Source organism: Achromobacter sp. HZ34 (genome assembly GCF_002209485.1).
Taxonomy (GTDB): Bacteria; Pseudomonadota; Gammaproteobacteria; order Burkholderiales; family Burkholderiaceae_B; genus Bordetella_C.
Genome location: NZ_NJIX01000003.1, coordinates 535,763 through 550,166, shown reverse-complemented (window position 1 = coordinate 550,166; position 14,404 = coordinate 535,763). Strand labels below are relative to the sequence as shown.

Below are 14,404 nucleotides of genomic sequence, written 5' to 3'. Positions count from 1 at the left end.
ACTTTGCAAAGACTTATGACATGCTGTCGGGACTTTGCGCGAAGGCCCCGGTGGGTCGCACTTCGGCTGTCTCGGTTCCCTGATGCGGACCCCGACTGCGCAAGGAATTCAGTCATAGAAAAGCTCCAAGCCAATTCATTGGCTTGGAGCTTTTTATGCCTCGGGTGGTCGGGCTCAGGTACCCGCCATACTTACCAGACGCCTCACTCGATGAACGACTTGGTGCTGTACATCGAATGCGGCAGGCGGTTCAGGATCGGCAGTCCGGTGGCCCCGCCTCGGCGACGGGCGGCGTGCTGTCCTTCTCCTCATCATCGTCATGGCCGCCGCAAGCGGTGAGCAGTGCGAGCGAACTTGCCAGTGTGGCGGCCAGCACGTTGCGTTTCCAGTACTTCATGGTCCTGTATCCTGATTCTGATTGGAGACAGGATTCTTTAAGGCGCGTATGACGCTCACGTGAATTAAGGAAGAGCAGAGGATAAAGACTCGTCGCTCCGATGGCTGCAATGTTGCCGTGTTAACGCACCGGGTTCGAGGCGGATCCGGGGCTGGTCCGCAGACCGCGTCTCGGTCCCCAGGCGCGGTTTTGTTAGAATCCAGCCCGAGTCAGTGCGAGACGTCCCATCATGGTGCGTCCAATGCGTGCCTCCCCCCGTGATCCGGAATGTCCCTGCAAGCGTCGTCGCCGGGGCATGCGCGGCGTACGACATCGCTCCGGTTTCACCTGCTGTCCGATGGCAGCATCCTTGAGCCTCCGTGCTCATCCGGAAGTCCTGGCACTTCCCACTTGAAGCCTTCCAGCTTCTCAACCAATCGGCATTCGATCCCTTCCTCCCCCACGAGGACGGGCGTGCTTTTGCTTGCGCACAAAAAGGAGATCCCCAGCCCGTGACCCTGTCATTCAGCAACCCAGTGAAGAAAACCTTGCTCGCCATGTCGTTGATGGCGGCCCATGCCGGTGCCGCGCATGCGGAAACCGCCGTCACCCTGTACGGCATCATCGATATCGGTGTGGGCTATGAACGCATCCGCGGCGACGGCTTCCATGCCAGCCGCATCGGCGAAGTGCATGGCGTGGCCAGCGGCTCGCGCGTCGGCTTGCGCGGCGTGGAAGACCTGGGCGAGGGCCTGTCGGCCGTCTTCACGCTGGAAAGCGGTTTCGCGCCGACCAATGGTGAAAGGCAGCAGGGCAACCGCCTGTTCGGCCGCCAGGCGACACTGGGCCTGAATTCCACGAAGTGGGGCCGCGTTGAATTCGGTCGCCAGATCAACATGGCCTCTGAGCTCTTCTCGGCGATCGACCCCTTCGGCACCAGCTATAACGCAGCCAACCTGGGTACTACCCTGGGCGCCACCAATACGATGCGCCTGGATAACCTGGTGCTGTATCACTCCCCCGTCTTCAATGGCTTCCAGCTGGGCGTCGGCTATTCGTTCAATGCGGACGACACCGTGGACGACAGCCCCGGCTTCGCCACGGCGGACAACAACCGCGCCGTCACCGCGGGCCTGTCCTATAGCAATGGCCCGCTGTTCGTGGCGGCGGCTTATGACGGCCTGAGGAGCAACGCTGGCGCGGCCGGCGGACAATCCGACGCCAGGCTGCGCGAATACAGCCTGGGCGCCACTTATGATTTCGACGTGGTAAAGGTCGCGGCGTCCGTGGGCCAGACCCTCGATGGCTGGTATGTCGGCCAGACCCTGGCCATCATGCCTGGCGGCAGCGACCGGGACTTCGGCTATTTCAAGCTGGCCGACGGCTTTCGCGCCACCTCGACCATGCTGGGCCTGACCGTACCCGTCAGCAATTCGACGGCGATATTCACGTCGTGGCAGCGCGCGGCACCGAACAACAGCAAGCTGACCGGCGACGACAAGACCTTCAACGTCTACGCGGTGGGTGCCACGTACACCCTGTCCAAGCGCACTAACGTGTACGCCTATGCTTCCTACGGCGACAACTACGCCTTCCGCGACGGCGTCACGGACACCGCGGTGATCACGGGCATACGCCATCAGTTTTGATTCATCGCGGCGAACGGCTGACGGCTAACCGCGATCGGCGGCGCGGGCCGCCGCGCCGTCACTTCCCCCCGGGTTCGATCCGTGCGACGGCGTTGTTATTCCCCGCTGTCGCCCCCATATTGGCTTCTGGCGTCATTGTCGGTGGTCAGCGCGGTGTTAACGTCACTGGAACGAAATCTGGAGAAATGCTCATGCACACGGAAACTGGTGCGGCCGGCGTAGGTTCGGCCGGCGTAGGTGCGACTGGCAAAGACGCGGCCGGCGCTCAAGCCTCCTTGAGCGAAGAGGACCTGAGCCGCCTGAAGGAGGCGCGCAATATTCTGGAGCATCCCGGTCTTACCGCGCGCCTGTCCAATTACCTGGGCAAACCCATCGAATATGCCCTGGACATGCTGCCGGCCAAGGCTGGCGGCTTGATTACCGAGGCGACCCAGAAGGCCATACATGCCGCGCTGAAAGCCGCATTGCTGACCATGGGCAAGGGCGGCGGCGCGGCGGTGGAAGCCGTGGGACCGGCGCCATCCGCGTCGAAGTGGCTGCACAAGGCAGGCGCGGCGGTCAGCGGTGGCGTGGGCGGCTTCTTCGGCCTGGCGGCGGTCACCGTCGAATTGCCGGTGTCGGTCACCATCATGATGCGGGCCATCGCCGATGTAGCGCGCGGCGAAGGTGCCGACCTGGGCGACCTGAACACGCAGATCGATTGCGTGCAGGTGCTGGGGTTGGGCGGCCGGGCGAAAAACGACGATGCCGCCGAGGTGGGCTATTTCGCGGCACGCGAAGCCATGGCCAAGGCGGCGGTGGACGCTTCCTCGTTCCTGGCCACCGGCGGCAAGCTGGGCGCGACCGCCGCGCCGCCCCTGGTGCGCCTGATCAATGCGGTGGCCAGCCGGTTCGGCGTCCAGGTCACTGAAAAGGTTGCCGCCCAGGCCGTACCGGTAATCGGCGCGGCCGCCGGCGCCGTGATCAACACCGCCTTCGTCAATCACTACCAGCAAATGGCGCGCGGCCACTTCATCGTGCGGCGGCTGGAAAGGAAGTATGGCAAGGCGGTGGTCGAGACGGCGTACCAGCAGCTGGCGAATTAATGGGATTTGTCCCATTGCTTACCGCCCCATCCGGGGCATACTCCCATCTTTGGCGTCTTGCCCCTTTTCCCATCACCGCGCCGACGCGATTCCACGCGCCGAGCCGCAAGAATTTCCATGGTGTCAGCCTAACGCATGCCGCACGCACAACCCGCTTCGTCGCAAACCCCTTCATCGCAGCCCTCTTCGTCACAGCCCGCTTTGTCGCAGTCCTCCGCGGACAGCGCCGGCCAGGATCCCTATCAGTATCTCGAATCGCTCGACAGCGCCGTGGTCGACAAGTGGGTGACGGGGCAAAACCAGCGCACGCTCGATGCCTACGGCAAGGGGCCGGATTTCGATGCCATGGTGGACCGCCTGACGTCCATCTACGATTCGCAGGATCGCATCGTCGCCTGCTCGCGCTGCGGTGACTGGGGTTACAACACCTGGACCGACGCCGATCATCCCCTGGGCCTCGTGCGCCGTACGCGCTGGCAGGCCTGGCTGGACGGCGCGCCGGTGTGGGAGACCATCCTGGACGTGGATGCGCTGGAGCTGAATCAGCCCATGGACGACGCCGAAGGCGATGAAGACGATGCGGGCGATGAAGGCAGCGAAGATGGCGAGGAAGCGATCCGCTGGACCTTGCAGGACTTCGAACTGCGCTATCCCGACTACGACCGGGCGCTGGTCAGCCTGTCGCCGGATGGTGCGGATGCCTGCATCGTCATGGAATTCGACGTCCAGGCGCGTTGCTTCGTGGAAGGCGGTTTCGAGCTGCCTGACGAGGGCCAGCATTCCATCGGCTGGATCGACCGGGACACGGTCTATGTGGGCTGGGACGACAGCGCGGTAAACGACGACCCTGCGCTGACGGATGCCGGCAATCCACGGCAGATCCGCAAGTGGCGACGCGGTACGCCGCTGGAATCGGCACCGATCGAATTCGAGTGCGCGCAGACGGATATCTCCATCAACGTCTGGTACGACTATCTGCAGCGGCGCCATCTGGCCGCACGCGCCACGGCCTTCTTTCGCACGGAATGGTTCTGGCTGGACGAAGCCGGCGCGCAATGGCGGCAGTACGACGTGCCGCCCGAAGCGGAGATCGACGAATGGCGCGGCTGGCTGTTCGTCACGCTGCGCGCGGACTGGCATGTGGGTGGGCAGGTGCATCCCGCCGGTTGCCTGCTGACCATCCGGCGCGATGCCTTCGTGGCCGGCGCGCGCGACTTCTTAGTCTTGTTCACACCGGGGCCGCGCCGCGTGCTGGATGACCTGGACTTTACCCGGCATTGGGTGCTGGTGTCGGAACGGCAGGACAGCGCGCCGCGGCTGACCCTGTGGCGCCTGCCGCAAAGCGACAGCGAGGCCTGGCAGGCGCACCCCTACACCTTGCCGGCAGGCAGCGAAGTTTCGATGGAGTCGATCGATGCGGAGCGCGACGACACGGTGTTGATACACGTCGATCATTTCCTGGTGCCACCATCCTTGTATTACGGGGATCTTGGCGACGCGCGCGCCGGTGGCCCTTCGGGGCCGCGGCCAGGCGCGGATGCCGCTGCGGGAGGCGATGCTATCGCCGGGGCCGATGCCGTGGCCGTGGCCGATGCCGTGGCCGTGGCCGTGGCCGGAGCCGGGGCCGGGGCCAATGCCGATGCCTTTGCCGCCGCGGCCGGCTGGCACCTGTTGGCGCGCATGTCGCCGAAATTCGACAGCGCGGGCATGTCGGCGCAGCTGCGTTACGCCACCGCGCCTGACGGTGTGTCGATTCCTTATTGGGTCGTTGGCCGTCTGCCGGCTGCCGGCGCCGCGCCGCAGCAGTGCCAGCTATACGGCTATGGCGGCTTCGAGGAGCCGCTCGACGCACCTGCCTACTCCGCGACCACGGGAGTTACGTGGCTGGAGCGCGGCGGTATCTACGCCATTGCCTGCATCCGTGGCGGCGGCGAGTTCGGCCCGACGTGGCATCAGGCCGCGCTACGCGAGAAACGGCCAGTGGCGTTCGACGATTTCATCGCCGTGGCGCAGGCGCTCATCGATACGGGCGTGACCACGGCGAAGCAATTGTCGATCAGCGGCGCGAGTAATGGCGGCTTGCTGACCGCCGCTTGCATGGTGCGGCAACCGGACCTGTTCGGGGCGGTGCTGTCCGATGTTCCGGTGCTGGACATGGCGCGCTTCCATCTGCTGTTGCAGGGCGCGACGTGGACAGAGGAATACGGCAATCCGGACGATCCCGCGGCGCTGCAATCGCTACTCGCCTATTCGCCTTATCACCGGGTCCGCGCCGATGTCGACTATCCCCCGGTCCTGTTCAGCGCGTCGGCCAGCGATGACCGGGTGCACCCCGGTCACGCCCGCAAGATGGCGGCGAAGATGCAGGGCGAGGGGCACCAGGACGTCTGGTACCTGGAACGCCGCGAGGGTGGCCATGGCGCGGGGGTGGACGCCCGGACCACGGGCATGACCTCCGCGCTGGAGGCAGGTTTCCTCTGGCGCATGACGGGACAGTGATTGTCGCGGGGCACATTCGCCCTGCATGGCACCGGGCCGTGCCGGCGCTAGCGTTCCGGCAGCGCCAGGTGCGCCGGCAAGGTGATGGGCAAATCCAGCAGAAATCCTGCCAGGGACTTGCCGTGCGAATCCAGGTTGAGGGAATCGTTGACCCCGCCATCCAGCACGTGATCGATGACGAAGTTCATGGCGGATAGATTCGGCAGCAGATGCCGGGTGATGGTGCCCGGCTCGCGATGCGCATAGACCGCGCGCACGGCCTCCGGCGTCACCTGCTCCACGAGAATGTCGTAGTACTCCGGCCGATAGGCGATGACGCTGATGTTGCAGCGGTCGCCTTTGTCGCCGGTACGGCCGTGGGCGATGTCGTAAAGGCGAACCTCTCGCGTCCCGGCGTCCGTGGCATTGGCCGCGCCTTGGGCTGCCGCAGGGGCGGCCGTGGTTAAAGCCATGGCAAGCGCCGGCGTGGTGGCGGAACTGTTCATTGATAGATCTCGTAGGAAGCCGGCACCAGGTCGCGGTCGACGTAGCCGGAGCGGGTTTCCAGCCGCGGCCGGATGGCGGCGCGTACGCCGCCCCCGCCCGCGGGGCCGCAGCAATAGAGGGCGTTGACCTCACGCGTCAGCGCTTCGGCGTCCTCGCGCCGCGTAAATGTGGCGGCCAGACGCAGGCGGACATCGCGCGCACCGCCATCGGGATGTTGCGATAGCAGGGTGCCGCGATCGTCGGCAAGAATGCTCAGCACGCCGATCAGGTCCACGCGCAATTTCACCTGGTCACCCAGGCGCGCACGCACGACATCGGCGGCCAGGCGCGCGCGCGCTTCCGCGCGAGGGCCGCCATAGGAAATCTCCGCTTCGGCCAGCCAGCCGCCTTCGTAATAGGCGTTGACCTTGAGCGTGGGCGGCCGCGCATGCCCGCGCACGCCGGTTAGCGCGACGGTATCGGGACCGGTTTCGGCGATGCGCGCAGCGGAGATGTCGGCGACCACATCCGGCGTCAGGTACGCGGCGGGATCATGCACTTCGTAGAGCAATTGTTCGGTGACCGTGCGGCGGTCGACCACGCCGCCCGTGTGCGCGGCCTTGCCGATCTCGCAGGCGCCGTCGGCATCGATGCGGGCAATCGGAAAACCCACGTGGGCCAGGCCGGGAACGTCCTTGTAGCCTGGGTCGGCGAAATAGCCGCCCGATACCTGCGACCCGCATTCGAGCAGGTGGCCGGCCATGGTGGCGGGGCCCAGGCGATCCCAATCGCTGGCGTCCCAGCCGTAATGCGCCATCGCTGGTCCGACGACCAGGGAAGGATCGGCGACGCGGCCGGTGACGACGATGTCGGCGCCATCGCGCAGGGCCGCGGCGATGGGTTCGGCGCCCAGGTAGGCATTGGCGCTGAGCAGTTCGCCTTGATGCGTCAGGCCGGCCTGGGCCAGCACGTGGGTGCTGTCGGGACGTGCGGTCAGGTCATCGCCCTTGACGACGGCGATGCGGGGCGCGCGCAGGCCCGCCTGGCGTGCCAGTTCGGCGATGCGGCGGGCCGCGCCGGCCGGGTTGGCCTGGCCGAAATTGCTGACGATGGCGATGCGGTGTTCCAGGCAGGCGCCCAGGATGGGCGGCAGAAAGAGGTCGAGCAGCGGCTCATAGCCCTTGCCGGGATTGGCGCGGCGTGCGATCTGGGCCAGCGCCAGGGTGCGTTCGGCCAGCGTTTCGAAGATGAGCGTCCGTTGCCCTTCGCGGCGGCGCAGGGTGTCGACCACCGGAATGGCTGCATCGATACGGTCGCCGGAAAATCCGGCGCCGCAGCCTACCCACAGGGGGAGTTTGCCCATGCTTGCGTCTCGCTCACGTTATTCGAGGAATGACCTATTGTGGGCAACGGGGTGGCCAGAAGTAAAATCGAAAATTCGGAACGATTGATTTGAAAGGCCGATGACGAATCGACGCCTCGGTCTCAAACGGCGCCGGGCGGCTTCCCATCTCTGCCTAACTCGCCCACGTGCGCCAGCAACAGATCATGCAGGGCCTGCGCGGGCATCGACAGTTCCTTGTTCTTGCGGCTCAGGATATAGATCTCCCGCGTCAGCGGCGGCCCGCCCAGGTCGCGGATCACCAGCTCGGGCCGCTGGAACTGGTACAGCGTCAGCGTAGGCACCACGGTGATGCCCACATTGTTCTCCACCATGGCGCTGACGGTGGCCAGGTGTTCCAGCTCCAGCACGTTGTTCAATTCGAGCCTGGCGAACGCCGTGTCCAGCAACTGCCGCACGCTGCTGTGCTTGACGAAATTGATGAAGGGATAGCGGGCAATCTGCTCCAGCGTCACCGGCTTGCGCGTGGTGGCCAGCGGATGCCCACGCGGACAGACCAGGTGGAAACGGTCCGTCCACAGCAACTCGCGACGCAGGTCAGGCGCGTAGTGATCGGTGGTGGCCAGCGCGAAGTCGATCTCGCCATGGGTCAGCAGTTCCACGCATTGCTGCGACATGCCGTCGCTAACGGCGGTGGTCACGGCCGGATATTCTCCGCGGAAGCGGCGCAGCACCGACGGCAGCCAATTGGCCGCGATGGAGGGCAGCGCCGCCACGTGCACCTTGCCGACGCGCCCGGTGGCGTAATCGCGCAGGTCGCGCAAGGCGGTATCGGTCTCGAACAACGTGCGGCGCGCGAAGGCGTCGAACAGGCGTCCGAAGGGCGTCAGCGACACGTTGCGGGTATTGCGCACGAAGAGCTGCGCGCCGAGTTCTTCTTCCAGCGATTTGACCAGGGCGCTGAAGGCAGGCTGCGACAGCCCGATGTCGGCCGCCGCCCGCGTGAAGTTACCGTGATCGGCGGCCGCCACGAAGGCGCGCAACTGCCGGGTAGAAAGATTCATCTGGAATGCCGATGGCGAGGTGGGATTGTTCCGATTTTATTGCCTATGACTATTGCGCTGTTGCGGCAAAAAAAAGGCGGGTTTCCCCGCCCTGCATCCCGGTCCCTCGGCGCGGCGCCATGGCCGCTTTCTTCCTGCTACGTTCCGTGGATGTAGATCGGGCTCGAGTAGATGAAGTAGCCGTCTTCGGTCGTGACACGGACATAGATGGCATTGTCCTCGCCTTCATGCAGGGGCACTCGCACCCGTTGCCGCATGCGGGTGACCTTGTTCTCGTCGGGCAGGCGGAAGATCTGCAGGCGACGCTGGATGCCACCGTTCTCGCGCACGATGGGTTCGAGGCCGATGTCCGCCACCGGGACGTCGATGTCGATCAGCGGCGTGCGAACGCTCAGTGTGCCGGCTTGCGCGTCTTGCAAGCGCACGTCGACGCCGCTGAAACCGCCGGTCGTCAGCGATTGCCAGCGCAGATGCGCCGGGGCGACCTGGTCCAACGTCTTGTCCAGGTTCCAGAAATTGATGGGCTGGGGATCGACGAAGGCATTGCCTTCCAGCGTCGCCTCGCCATCCCATACGGTCTGGCGCCCGCGCCCGCGATACCCGGAACCTTCCCACACCAGGCGGATGCGGCTGCCCAGCTCGGACTCGGTGTAGGGTTGCAGCACATGCACCACGTCCATGCGGTTGCGCACTTCGATACGTTCGATAGGCCCGTGCGTGGCGACGTCGAATTCGAATTCGATGAAATCGCCGTCATAGGCCACGATGGCGCCCATGTCCACGCTGTCCACGGCGCTCTGCGTCACGGGCAGGCCCAGCTTGGGATCGTCGGACCAGCGTTGCGCCGGCTGGGCGAAGTGGGCGCGCACATCCAGGTAGGCGCGGCAGCCGGTGGTGGCGTAGTGGCGCCGCTGGCGCAGGCATTCGGCGATGGCGGGGCGCGTAAGTTCGTCCGCGATCAGGCAGCTCAGGCCGCCGTAGGCGCCGAACAGCGAAGCGCCCGGATGGCTGGCGCCATGGCGGCCCTTGTGGCCGTCGCTATTGGCCAGGATGCCCACGCGGTAGCCTAGCTTGAAGGCGTCCGCCAGCAGCCATTCGAAGGTGCCCCAGTCGGAATGGATTTCGATGGACCGCTCGATGCGCGCGTCATGCGACAGGGTGATGTCAGCGTAACGGCCGCCGATGTGGGCGAAGACCACCACCTCCTCGTCCTTCAGCGCCTCGAACAACTGGTCGGCGCTGTTGCAGTCGCTGTCCAGGTCCGACAGGTCGTCGACCAGCGCATGCGAGGACCGGTGGATGGGCCGTCCTTCACGCAGGTACATGACGTTGCGGTCGCCACCCAGGCCGGTGTTGCCGGACCATTCGTAGCCCGGGAAGATGATGAATCGGCCGTCTTCGTTGTACTTGGCCGTCAGGACATTGAGGTGTTCCCAGAAATCCGTGGTGATCTGGAAGTCATTGCCCTGGTGGCTCATCACGTCGAGGAAGGCGCGCTCGCGCGCGAAGGTGATCAGTTCCTCGGCGGAATTGGTGCCTATGGTCTCTTCGGACTGGCCGTGCAGGTCGCCCCAGAAATGGCCGCGCTGCGCTTGCGCCACCACGCGGCAAGGATTGCTGCGCGCCAGCACCTTGCCATCCTGCAGGACCTCGATTTCCAGATCGCCGGTCGCCTCGGGCACCAACCCGTCGATGACGGTGGCGTACTCGCCCGCTTGCACCGTGACGCTGGCGGGCAACCCGGCCAAGGGCAGGTTGGCGCGCAAGGTGTAGGTCGCGCCCATGCGATGCGACGGGTTGCCCCATTTGTCCTCGCCCTTGAAACCCAGGCGCAGGGGTTTGCCGCTGACGGCCAGGCTGGGCAGGATCGCCTTGTAGCTGGCCGGCGGCCCGGCGATCACGGAAATGGTCGGCGAGTCCTCCAGTTCGACGTAGTTGTAGGTGGCGAAGGCATCGACCAGTACACGGAATTCGAAGGTGGGCTCATGGAAGGTCTGCACACGCATGCCGGGTGAACCCTGGCGCGTATCGCCGAAGCGGACGATGATCTGCTCGCTTTCTTCCAGGTAACCGCGCACCACGCGGATGAACAGCGTCTTGTCCCAGGGGCGGATGTTGCGCTTGCCGTCGTACTCGACCTGCAGGACGGCGCCATTGCTGGCCTCCACCGTGGTGTAGTTCCAGCCCGCGGGATCGTCGAATTGTGGCTTGCCCATGTCGCTGGCGAAACGGTGCACGATCTTCAGCGAACCGGTGTCATCGATGCCGAAATAGCCGGCGGTATAGATCAGCGTGAAGCTTGCGAAGCTGCCGGCTTCGAATTCACCGGAGGGGTCGATGGTGGCGGACCCCATCTGATGGCGTGCGTACAAGGAATGCGGCATGGCGGACTCGCGGACGATGATGAGGGCAGGCAAAAGGACAGTCCATGCTAGCGACACCGCGCCCATGCTCCTATGGTATATAGGCTATTTCTCTATGACGTGACGTTATGGAAGAGTTCGTCGAAGCCGTTTCGCTACGGCAATTGCGCGCCCTGGTGTCCGTGGCCGACAGCGCCAGTTTCACAGGTGCCGCCGAGCAGCTGGGCATGTCGCAGCCGTCAGTGAGCCATCTGATCCGCCGCCTGGAAGCCGAGGTCGGTCAGACCCTGGTGGTGCGCGGCCGCGAAATCAGCCTCACCGGCCAGGGGCAGAACATCGCCGACGTGGCCCGGCGCGCCATCCTGGCGATAGACGCGGCGCTACGTGAATGCCGGGACAACACCTCCTTGAAAGCCGGCTCGGTCAACGTTGCGGTGGGGCACGTCAGCGCGGCCACGCTGCTGCCGCAGATCCTGCATCGCTTCCAGAAAAAGCATCCGGAAATCGAGTTGACCGTGGTCGATTGCATGGTCGAGCAGATTCGCGCCAAGCTGCTGTCGCACGAGGCCGATATCGGCCTGGGTGCCGTGACCGGCGTGGATGATTCGAAGATCCTGATTGAAAAGCTGTGGGACTGCGGCATCAGCCTGTTCATGCGCGACGACCACCCATTGGCCCGGCGTACCAGCATCGACGCGCGGCTGCTGGCCGAACTGTCCTGTATCCAGCTTAATCCCAACGCGCCGGCCTGGCTGGCGATCAGCCGCAAGCTGATCGCGGCGAATATCTATCCCCGGGTGGAGCAGCGCGTGGTGCTGGTGTCGACCGCGGTCGGCATGATCCAGGCGGGCATGGGTGTTGCAATGATGCCGCGTATCGCCGAGATTCATATGCCGCGCGGGATTAAGGGAATTCCCTTGTGCAAGCCGGAGCTGGAGTGGCCGATCGCCATCGCGCGCCTGTCCAATCATCCCTTGTCGCCAGCCGCGCAGGCCTTTGCGGCCGTGGTGCGCGCGACGGTCAAGGAAACCGGCGCGGCGTCCCCGGCATAACGCGACGTCATGATGGTATAGCAAGCATGCTCTAGGGGCAGGGGCGGACATTCGCTACGCTGCGTTTTGTGCAGCGCCGCATCCGCGTCGATGCCGCAGCGGGAGCACTTCCGCGCATCCTTGCCATCATCGACCGTCGGAGTCGTCATGAAAAAAATATCAGGGGTAATCCTGGCTGTCCTGGCCGGCTGTACATTCGCGGCCCACGCCGACACCTTTCCTTCCCACCCGATTACGCTGGTCGTGCCGCTGGCCGCCGGCAGTACCGCCGACATCCTGGCGCGTGCCATCCAGCCCGAGTTGTCCAGGCAGCTGGGCCAGAGCGTGGTGGTGGAAAACAAGGCGGGCGGCAGCGGCCTGATCGCCATGCAGTTCGTCCAGCGCGCGGCGCCCGACGGCTATACGCTGGTGCTGGGCACCAACAATACCTGGGCCATCAACAAGGGGCTGTTCAAGTCGCTGCCCTATGACCCGCAAAGGGATTTCAAGCCGGTCGCCTACCTGTCCGGCGGCTCCAACGTGCTGGTCGTCAAGCCGGACAGCGAGTACGACTCGGTCAAATCCCTGGTGGCGGCGTTGAAGGCGCAGCCGAACAAGCTGACGTTTTCTTCGGGCGGCAACGGCACGACGCATCATCTTTCGGCTGAATACCTGAAATCGCTGACCGCGACGCAAGCCATGCATGTGCCGTATCGCGGCGCTCCGCAAGGCGTTACGGCGGTGATGGCGGGAGAAGTGGACTTTGCCTTCTACAACACGCCCAGCGTGTCCGGCCTGGTGCGGGACGGCAAGCTCAAGGCCCTGGCGACGACCGGTGAAGCGCGCTCGCCGCTGCTGCCCGATGTGCCGACGATGATCGAGGCGGGGGTGCCGGGCTACGTGATTTCCGTCGACTTCGGCCTGATGGCGCCGGCCGGCACGCCGGACAGCATCGTCACGCGGTTGAACCAGGCCGCGCGCACGGTGATGAAGGATCCGGCTTTGCAGAACAAGTTGAAGGGCCAGGGCTACGAAGTCTTCAGCGACGATACGCCCGCCCAGTTCGGCAAGTTCATTCAAGCCGACATCGACAAATGGGTGCCCCTGGTTAAAACGTCGGGCGCGAGTATCGATTGACGCCACGGATCCGCCGGCGGCGGTCCTGGCTGGAGAGCGCCGATGCGCTCTCAGCGCGCTTCATACACCTCGTCCGCGGCCAGCAGGACATCCACCGGCGGGTCGAAGCCGATCACACGGGCGGTTTCCAGGTTCAATGCGATGGTGGCGGGATCGCGCCAGATCTGCCGCAGTTGCCGCGGCTTCGCGCCATTGAAGATGCGCGCGATCGCTTCGGCGAAGAACAAACCGAGCGCCGTGTGGTCCGATTGCGCCAGGCTCATCAAGATGCCGTTGCGCACGTCCTCCGCTCCGTGCATGGAAAAACTCGGCACTTTGGCTGCGCGCAGCACTTGCGACACCATGCCGATGTTCAGGGACGTGATGCCGATATGCGTGGTGACGTAAACCGCGTCCACCTGGGTGCTGACCTCCTGGTAGCACGCCACCACATTGCGCAAGGCGGTCTCGCGATCCAGCCCCTCGGCCCGGGCATCGCAGCGGACCAAAGTGAAATCCAGTTCGCTGGCCAGGCGTTCGATGGCATCCACCGCGCTGATGATGCGGCCCTCCCGCGTGTTCTCGTACACCAGGCCCAGGCTCTTGAACGGCACGGTGTCGTGGAACAGCCGCAGCTGCCGCGCATAGCGTTCCGGATAGATGTGCACGAACAGATTGTCCAGGCCGCTGTCCTTCGGACTCTTGACGATGTTCGCCGCGATGGCATCGCTGGTCGATGCCACGATGGTGGGCACCGGTGCGCCCAGCGTCACCATATCTTGCCCCGCCAGGGTTCCCATGGCGATGACCAGATCGATATCGTGCTGCGCGCGCAGGCGATTGGCGAAGGCTTGCCGCAGCGCCGGCCGTAGATTGTTGTCGAAGCTGGCGGGGATCCAGCACGCATCGGCAACGAACTCCAGCACATCGCTACGCGCATTGGCCGCGACGAACAGCCAGATCTCGTGATCGGTCAACCCTTCGGGTAGCGGTGCGATGTGCAGCCAGCCCAACGCTTGCAGGCCGTCGACGATGACGCGCACGGTGCGCTGGTAGTTGGGGTGCTCGCCGCTGGCCACATAGCCGATACGCCATTTGGCGCCGTCCGGCCGCCGTCTGGGCGAAATCGGCACGTCCAGATTGGCGTTGGCCATCTGCCGGTGCAGCCGGGGCATGGCGGGCGCGGCCTGGGCCTCGGGTTCGACGAGCGGGGCGGGCGCCACCTGCAGGTCGTCCACGCAGGTCGGCGGCGTGCCGGTGCAATGCGCCAGCGTGGCGCCGCACAGCGCCAGCAACAAGGCCACGGTGGGCAGGACGAGGGGCGGGGCAGTACGTGGAGGCAACATGGAATTCCGGAGTTGGTTTGCTACCTGTGAGCCGCGCTCGGCTCGGGTGCACCGGCATGGATACATCG

Annotated in this window: 11 protein-coding genes; 5 read left to right on the top strand and 6 right to left on the bottom strand. The window is 65.0% G+C overall.

Annotated elements, in window-relative coordinates; all coding sequences use genetic code 11:
- Positions 1–250 precede the first annotated feature (250 nt).
- Positions 251–397, bottom strand: coding sequence for a hypothetical protein (locus CEY05_RS31260; protein ID WP_158219340.1), 147 nt, complete (start codon positions 395–397; stop codon positions 251–253).
- Between the two features lie 515 nt (positions 398–912).
- Here CEY05_RS31260 and CEY05_RS14580 point away from each other — a divergent pair.
- The 3 genes from CEY05_RS14580 to CEY05_RS14570 all read left to right on the top strand — a co-directional run bounded on the left by CEY05_RS14580 (position 913) and on the right by CEY05_RS14570 (position 5,609).
- Positions 913–2,025, top strand: coding sequence for a porin (locus CEY05_RS14580; RefSeq protein WP_088599242.1), 1,113 nt, complete (start codon positions 913–915; stop codon positions 2,023–2,025).
- A gap of 191 nt (positions 2,026–2,216) precedes the next feature.
- Complete coding sequence (locus tag CEY05_RS14575; protein WP_088599023.1) at positions 2,217–3,110, top strand: EcsC family protein; 894 nt, start codon at positions 2,217–2,219, stop codon at positions 3,108–3,110.
- A gap of 201 nt (positions 3,111–3,311) precedes the next feature.
- Positions 3,312–5,609, top strand: coding sequence for a prolyl oligopeptidase family protein (locus CEY05_RS14570; protein WP_158219339.1), 2,298 nt, complete (start codon positions 3,312–3,314; stop codon positions 5,607–5,609).
- Positions 5,610–5,656: 47 nt separating this feature from the next.
- On the opposite strand, the gene CEY05_RS14565 is transcribed toward CEY05_RS14570, so the two are convergent.
- The 4 genes from CEY05_RS14565 to CEY05_RS14550 all read right to left on the bottom strand — a co-directional run bounded on the left by CEY05_RS14565 (position 5,657) and on the right by CEY05_RS14550 (position 10,864).
- Positions 5,657–6,094: a hypothetical protein gene (locus CEY05_RS14565; protein ID WP_233161525.1), complete on the bottom strand. Its 438-nt coding sequence runs from the start codon at positions 6,092–6,094 to the stop codon at positions 5,657–5,659.
- Positions 6,091–7,437: an acyclic terpene utilization AtuA family protein gene (locus CEY05_RS14560; RefSeq protein WP_088599022.1), complete on the bottom strand. Its 1,347-nt coding sequence runs from the start codon at positions 7,435–7,437 to the stop codon at positions 6,091–6,093. The genes CEY05_RS14565 and CEY05_RS14560 overlap by 4 nt, the downstream gene beginning before the upstream one ends.
- Positions 7,438–7,559: 122 nt before the next feature.
- A complete protein-coding gene (locus tag CEY05_RS14555; RefSeq protein ID WP_088599021.1) occupies positions 7,560–8,480 on the bottom strand; it encodes a LysR family transcriptional regulator in 921 nt (306 codons plus the stop codon).
- A 137-nt stretch (positions 8,481–8,617) separates the two neighbouring features.
- Positions 8,618–10,864: a DUF3604 domain-containing protein gene (locus CEY05_RS14550; protein ID WP_088599239.1), complete on the bottom strand. Its 2,247-nt coding sequence runs from the start codon at positions 10,862–10,864 to the stop codon at positions 8,618–8,620.
- 107 nt (positions 10,865–10,971) lie between these two features.
- Here CEY05_RS14550 and CEY05_RS14545 point away from each other — a divergent pair, with 107 nt between their 5' ends.
- Both CEY05_RS14545 and CEY05_RS14540 read left to right on the top strand, forming a co-directional pair.
- Positions 10,972–11,895 carry a LysR family transcriptional regulator gene (locus CEY05_RS14545; RefSeq protein ID WP_088599020.1) on the top strand — a complete coding sequence of 308 codons (924 nt, stop codon included), beginning with the start codon at positions 10,972–10,974 and terminating at the stop codon, positions 11,893–11,895.
- 147 nt (positions 11,896–12,042) lie between these two features.
- Positions 12,043–13,011 (top strand): tripartite tricarboxylate transporter substrate binding protein, encoded by a 969-nt coding sequence (locus tag CEY05_RS14540; RefSeq protein ID WP_088599019.1) that lies wholly within the window; start codon positions 12,043–12,045, stop codon positions 13,009–13,011.
- A gap of 50 nt (positions 13,012–13,061) precedes the next feature.
- Here the strand turns inward: CEY05_RS14540 and CEY05_RS14535 are convergent, their stop codons facing one another.
- Positions 13,062–14,336, bottom strand: a complete 1,275-nt coding sequence (locus tag CEY05_RS14535; protein WP_233161524.1) for an ABC transporter substrate-binding protein — start codon at positions 14,334–14,336, stop codon at positions 13,062–13,064.
- Between the last annotated feature and the right edge of the window lie 68 nt (positions 14,337–14,404).

Excerpts from the sequence above, each read along its gene's own strand:
- CEY05_RS31260 (WP_158219340.1), bottom strand. The coding sequence starts at position 397 with ATGAAGTACTGGAAACGCAACGTGCTGGCCGCCACACTGGCAAGTTCG.
- CEY05_RS14575 (WP_088599023.1), top strand. The coding sequence starts at position 2,217 with ATGCACACGGAAACTGGTGCGGCCGGCGTAGGTTCGGCCGGCGTAGGT.
- CEY05_RS14565 (WP_233161525.1), bottom strand. The coding sequence starts at position 6,094 with ATGAACAGTTCCGCCACCACGCCGGCGCTTGCCATGGCTTTAACCACG.
- CEY05_RS14560 (WP_088599022.1), bottom strand. The coding sequence starts at position 7,437 with ATGGGCAAACTCCCCCTGTGGGTAGGCTGCGGCGCCGGATTTTCCGGC.
- CEY05_RS14555 (WP_088599021.1), bottom strand. The coding sequence starts at position 8,480 with ATGAATCTTTCTACCCGGCAGTTGCGCGCCTTCGTGGCGGCCGCCGAT.
- CEY05_RS14550 (WP_088599239.1), bottom strand. The coding sequence starts at position 10,864 with ATGCCGCATTCCTTGTACGCACGCCATCAGATGGGGTCCGCCACCATC.
- CEY05_RS14545 (WP_088599020.1), top strand. The coding sequence starts at position 10,972 with ATGGAAGAGTTCGTCGAAGCCGTTTCGCTACGGCAATTGCGCGCCCTG.
- CEY05_RS14540 (WP_088599019.1), top strand. The coding sequence starts at position 12,043 with ATGAAAAAAATATCAGGGGTAATCCTGGCTGTCCTGGCCGGCTGTACA.
- CEY05_RS14535 (WP_233161524.1), bottom strand. The coding sequence starts at position 14,336 with ATGTTGCCTCCACGTACTGCCCCGCCCCTCGTCCTGCCCACCGTGGCC.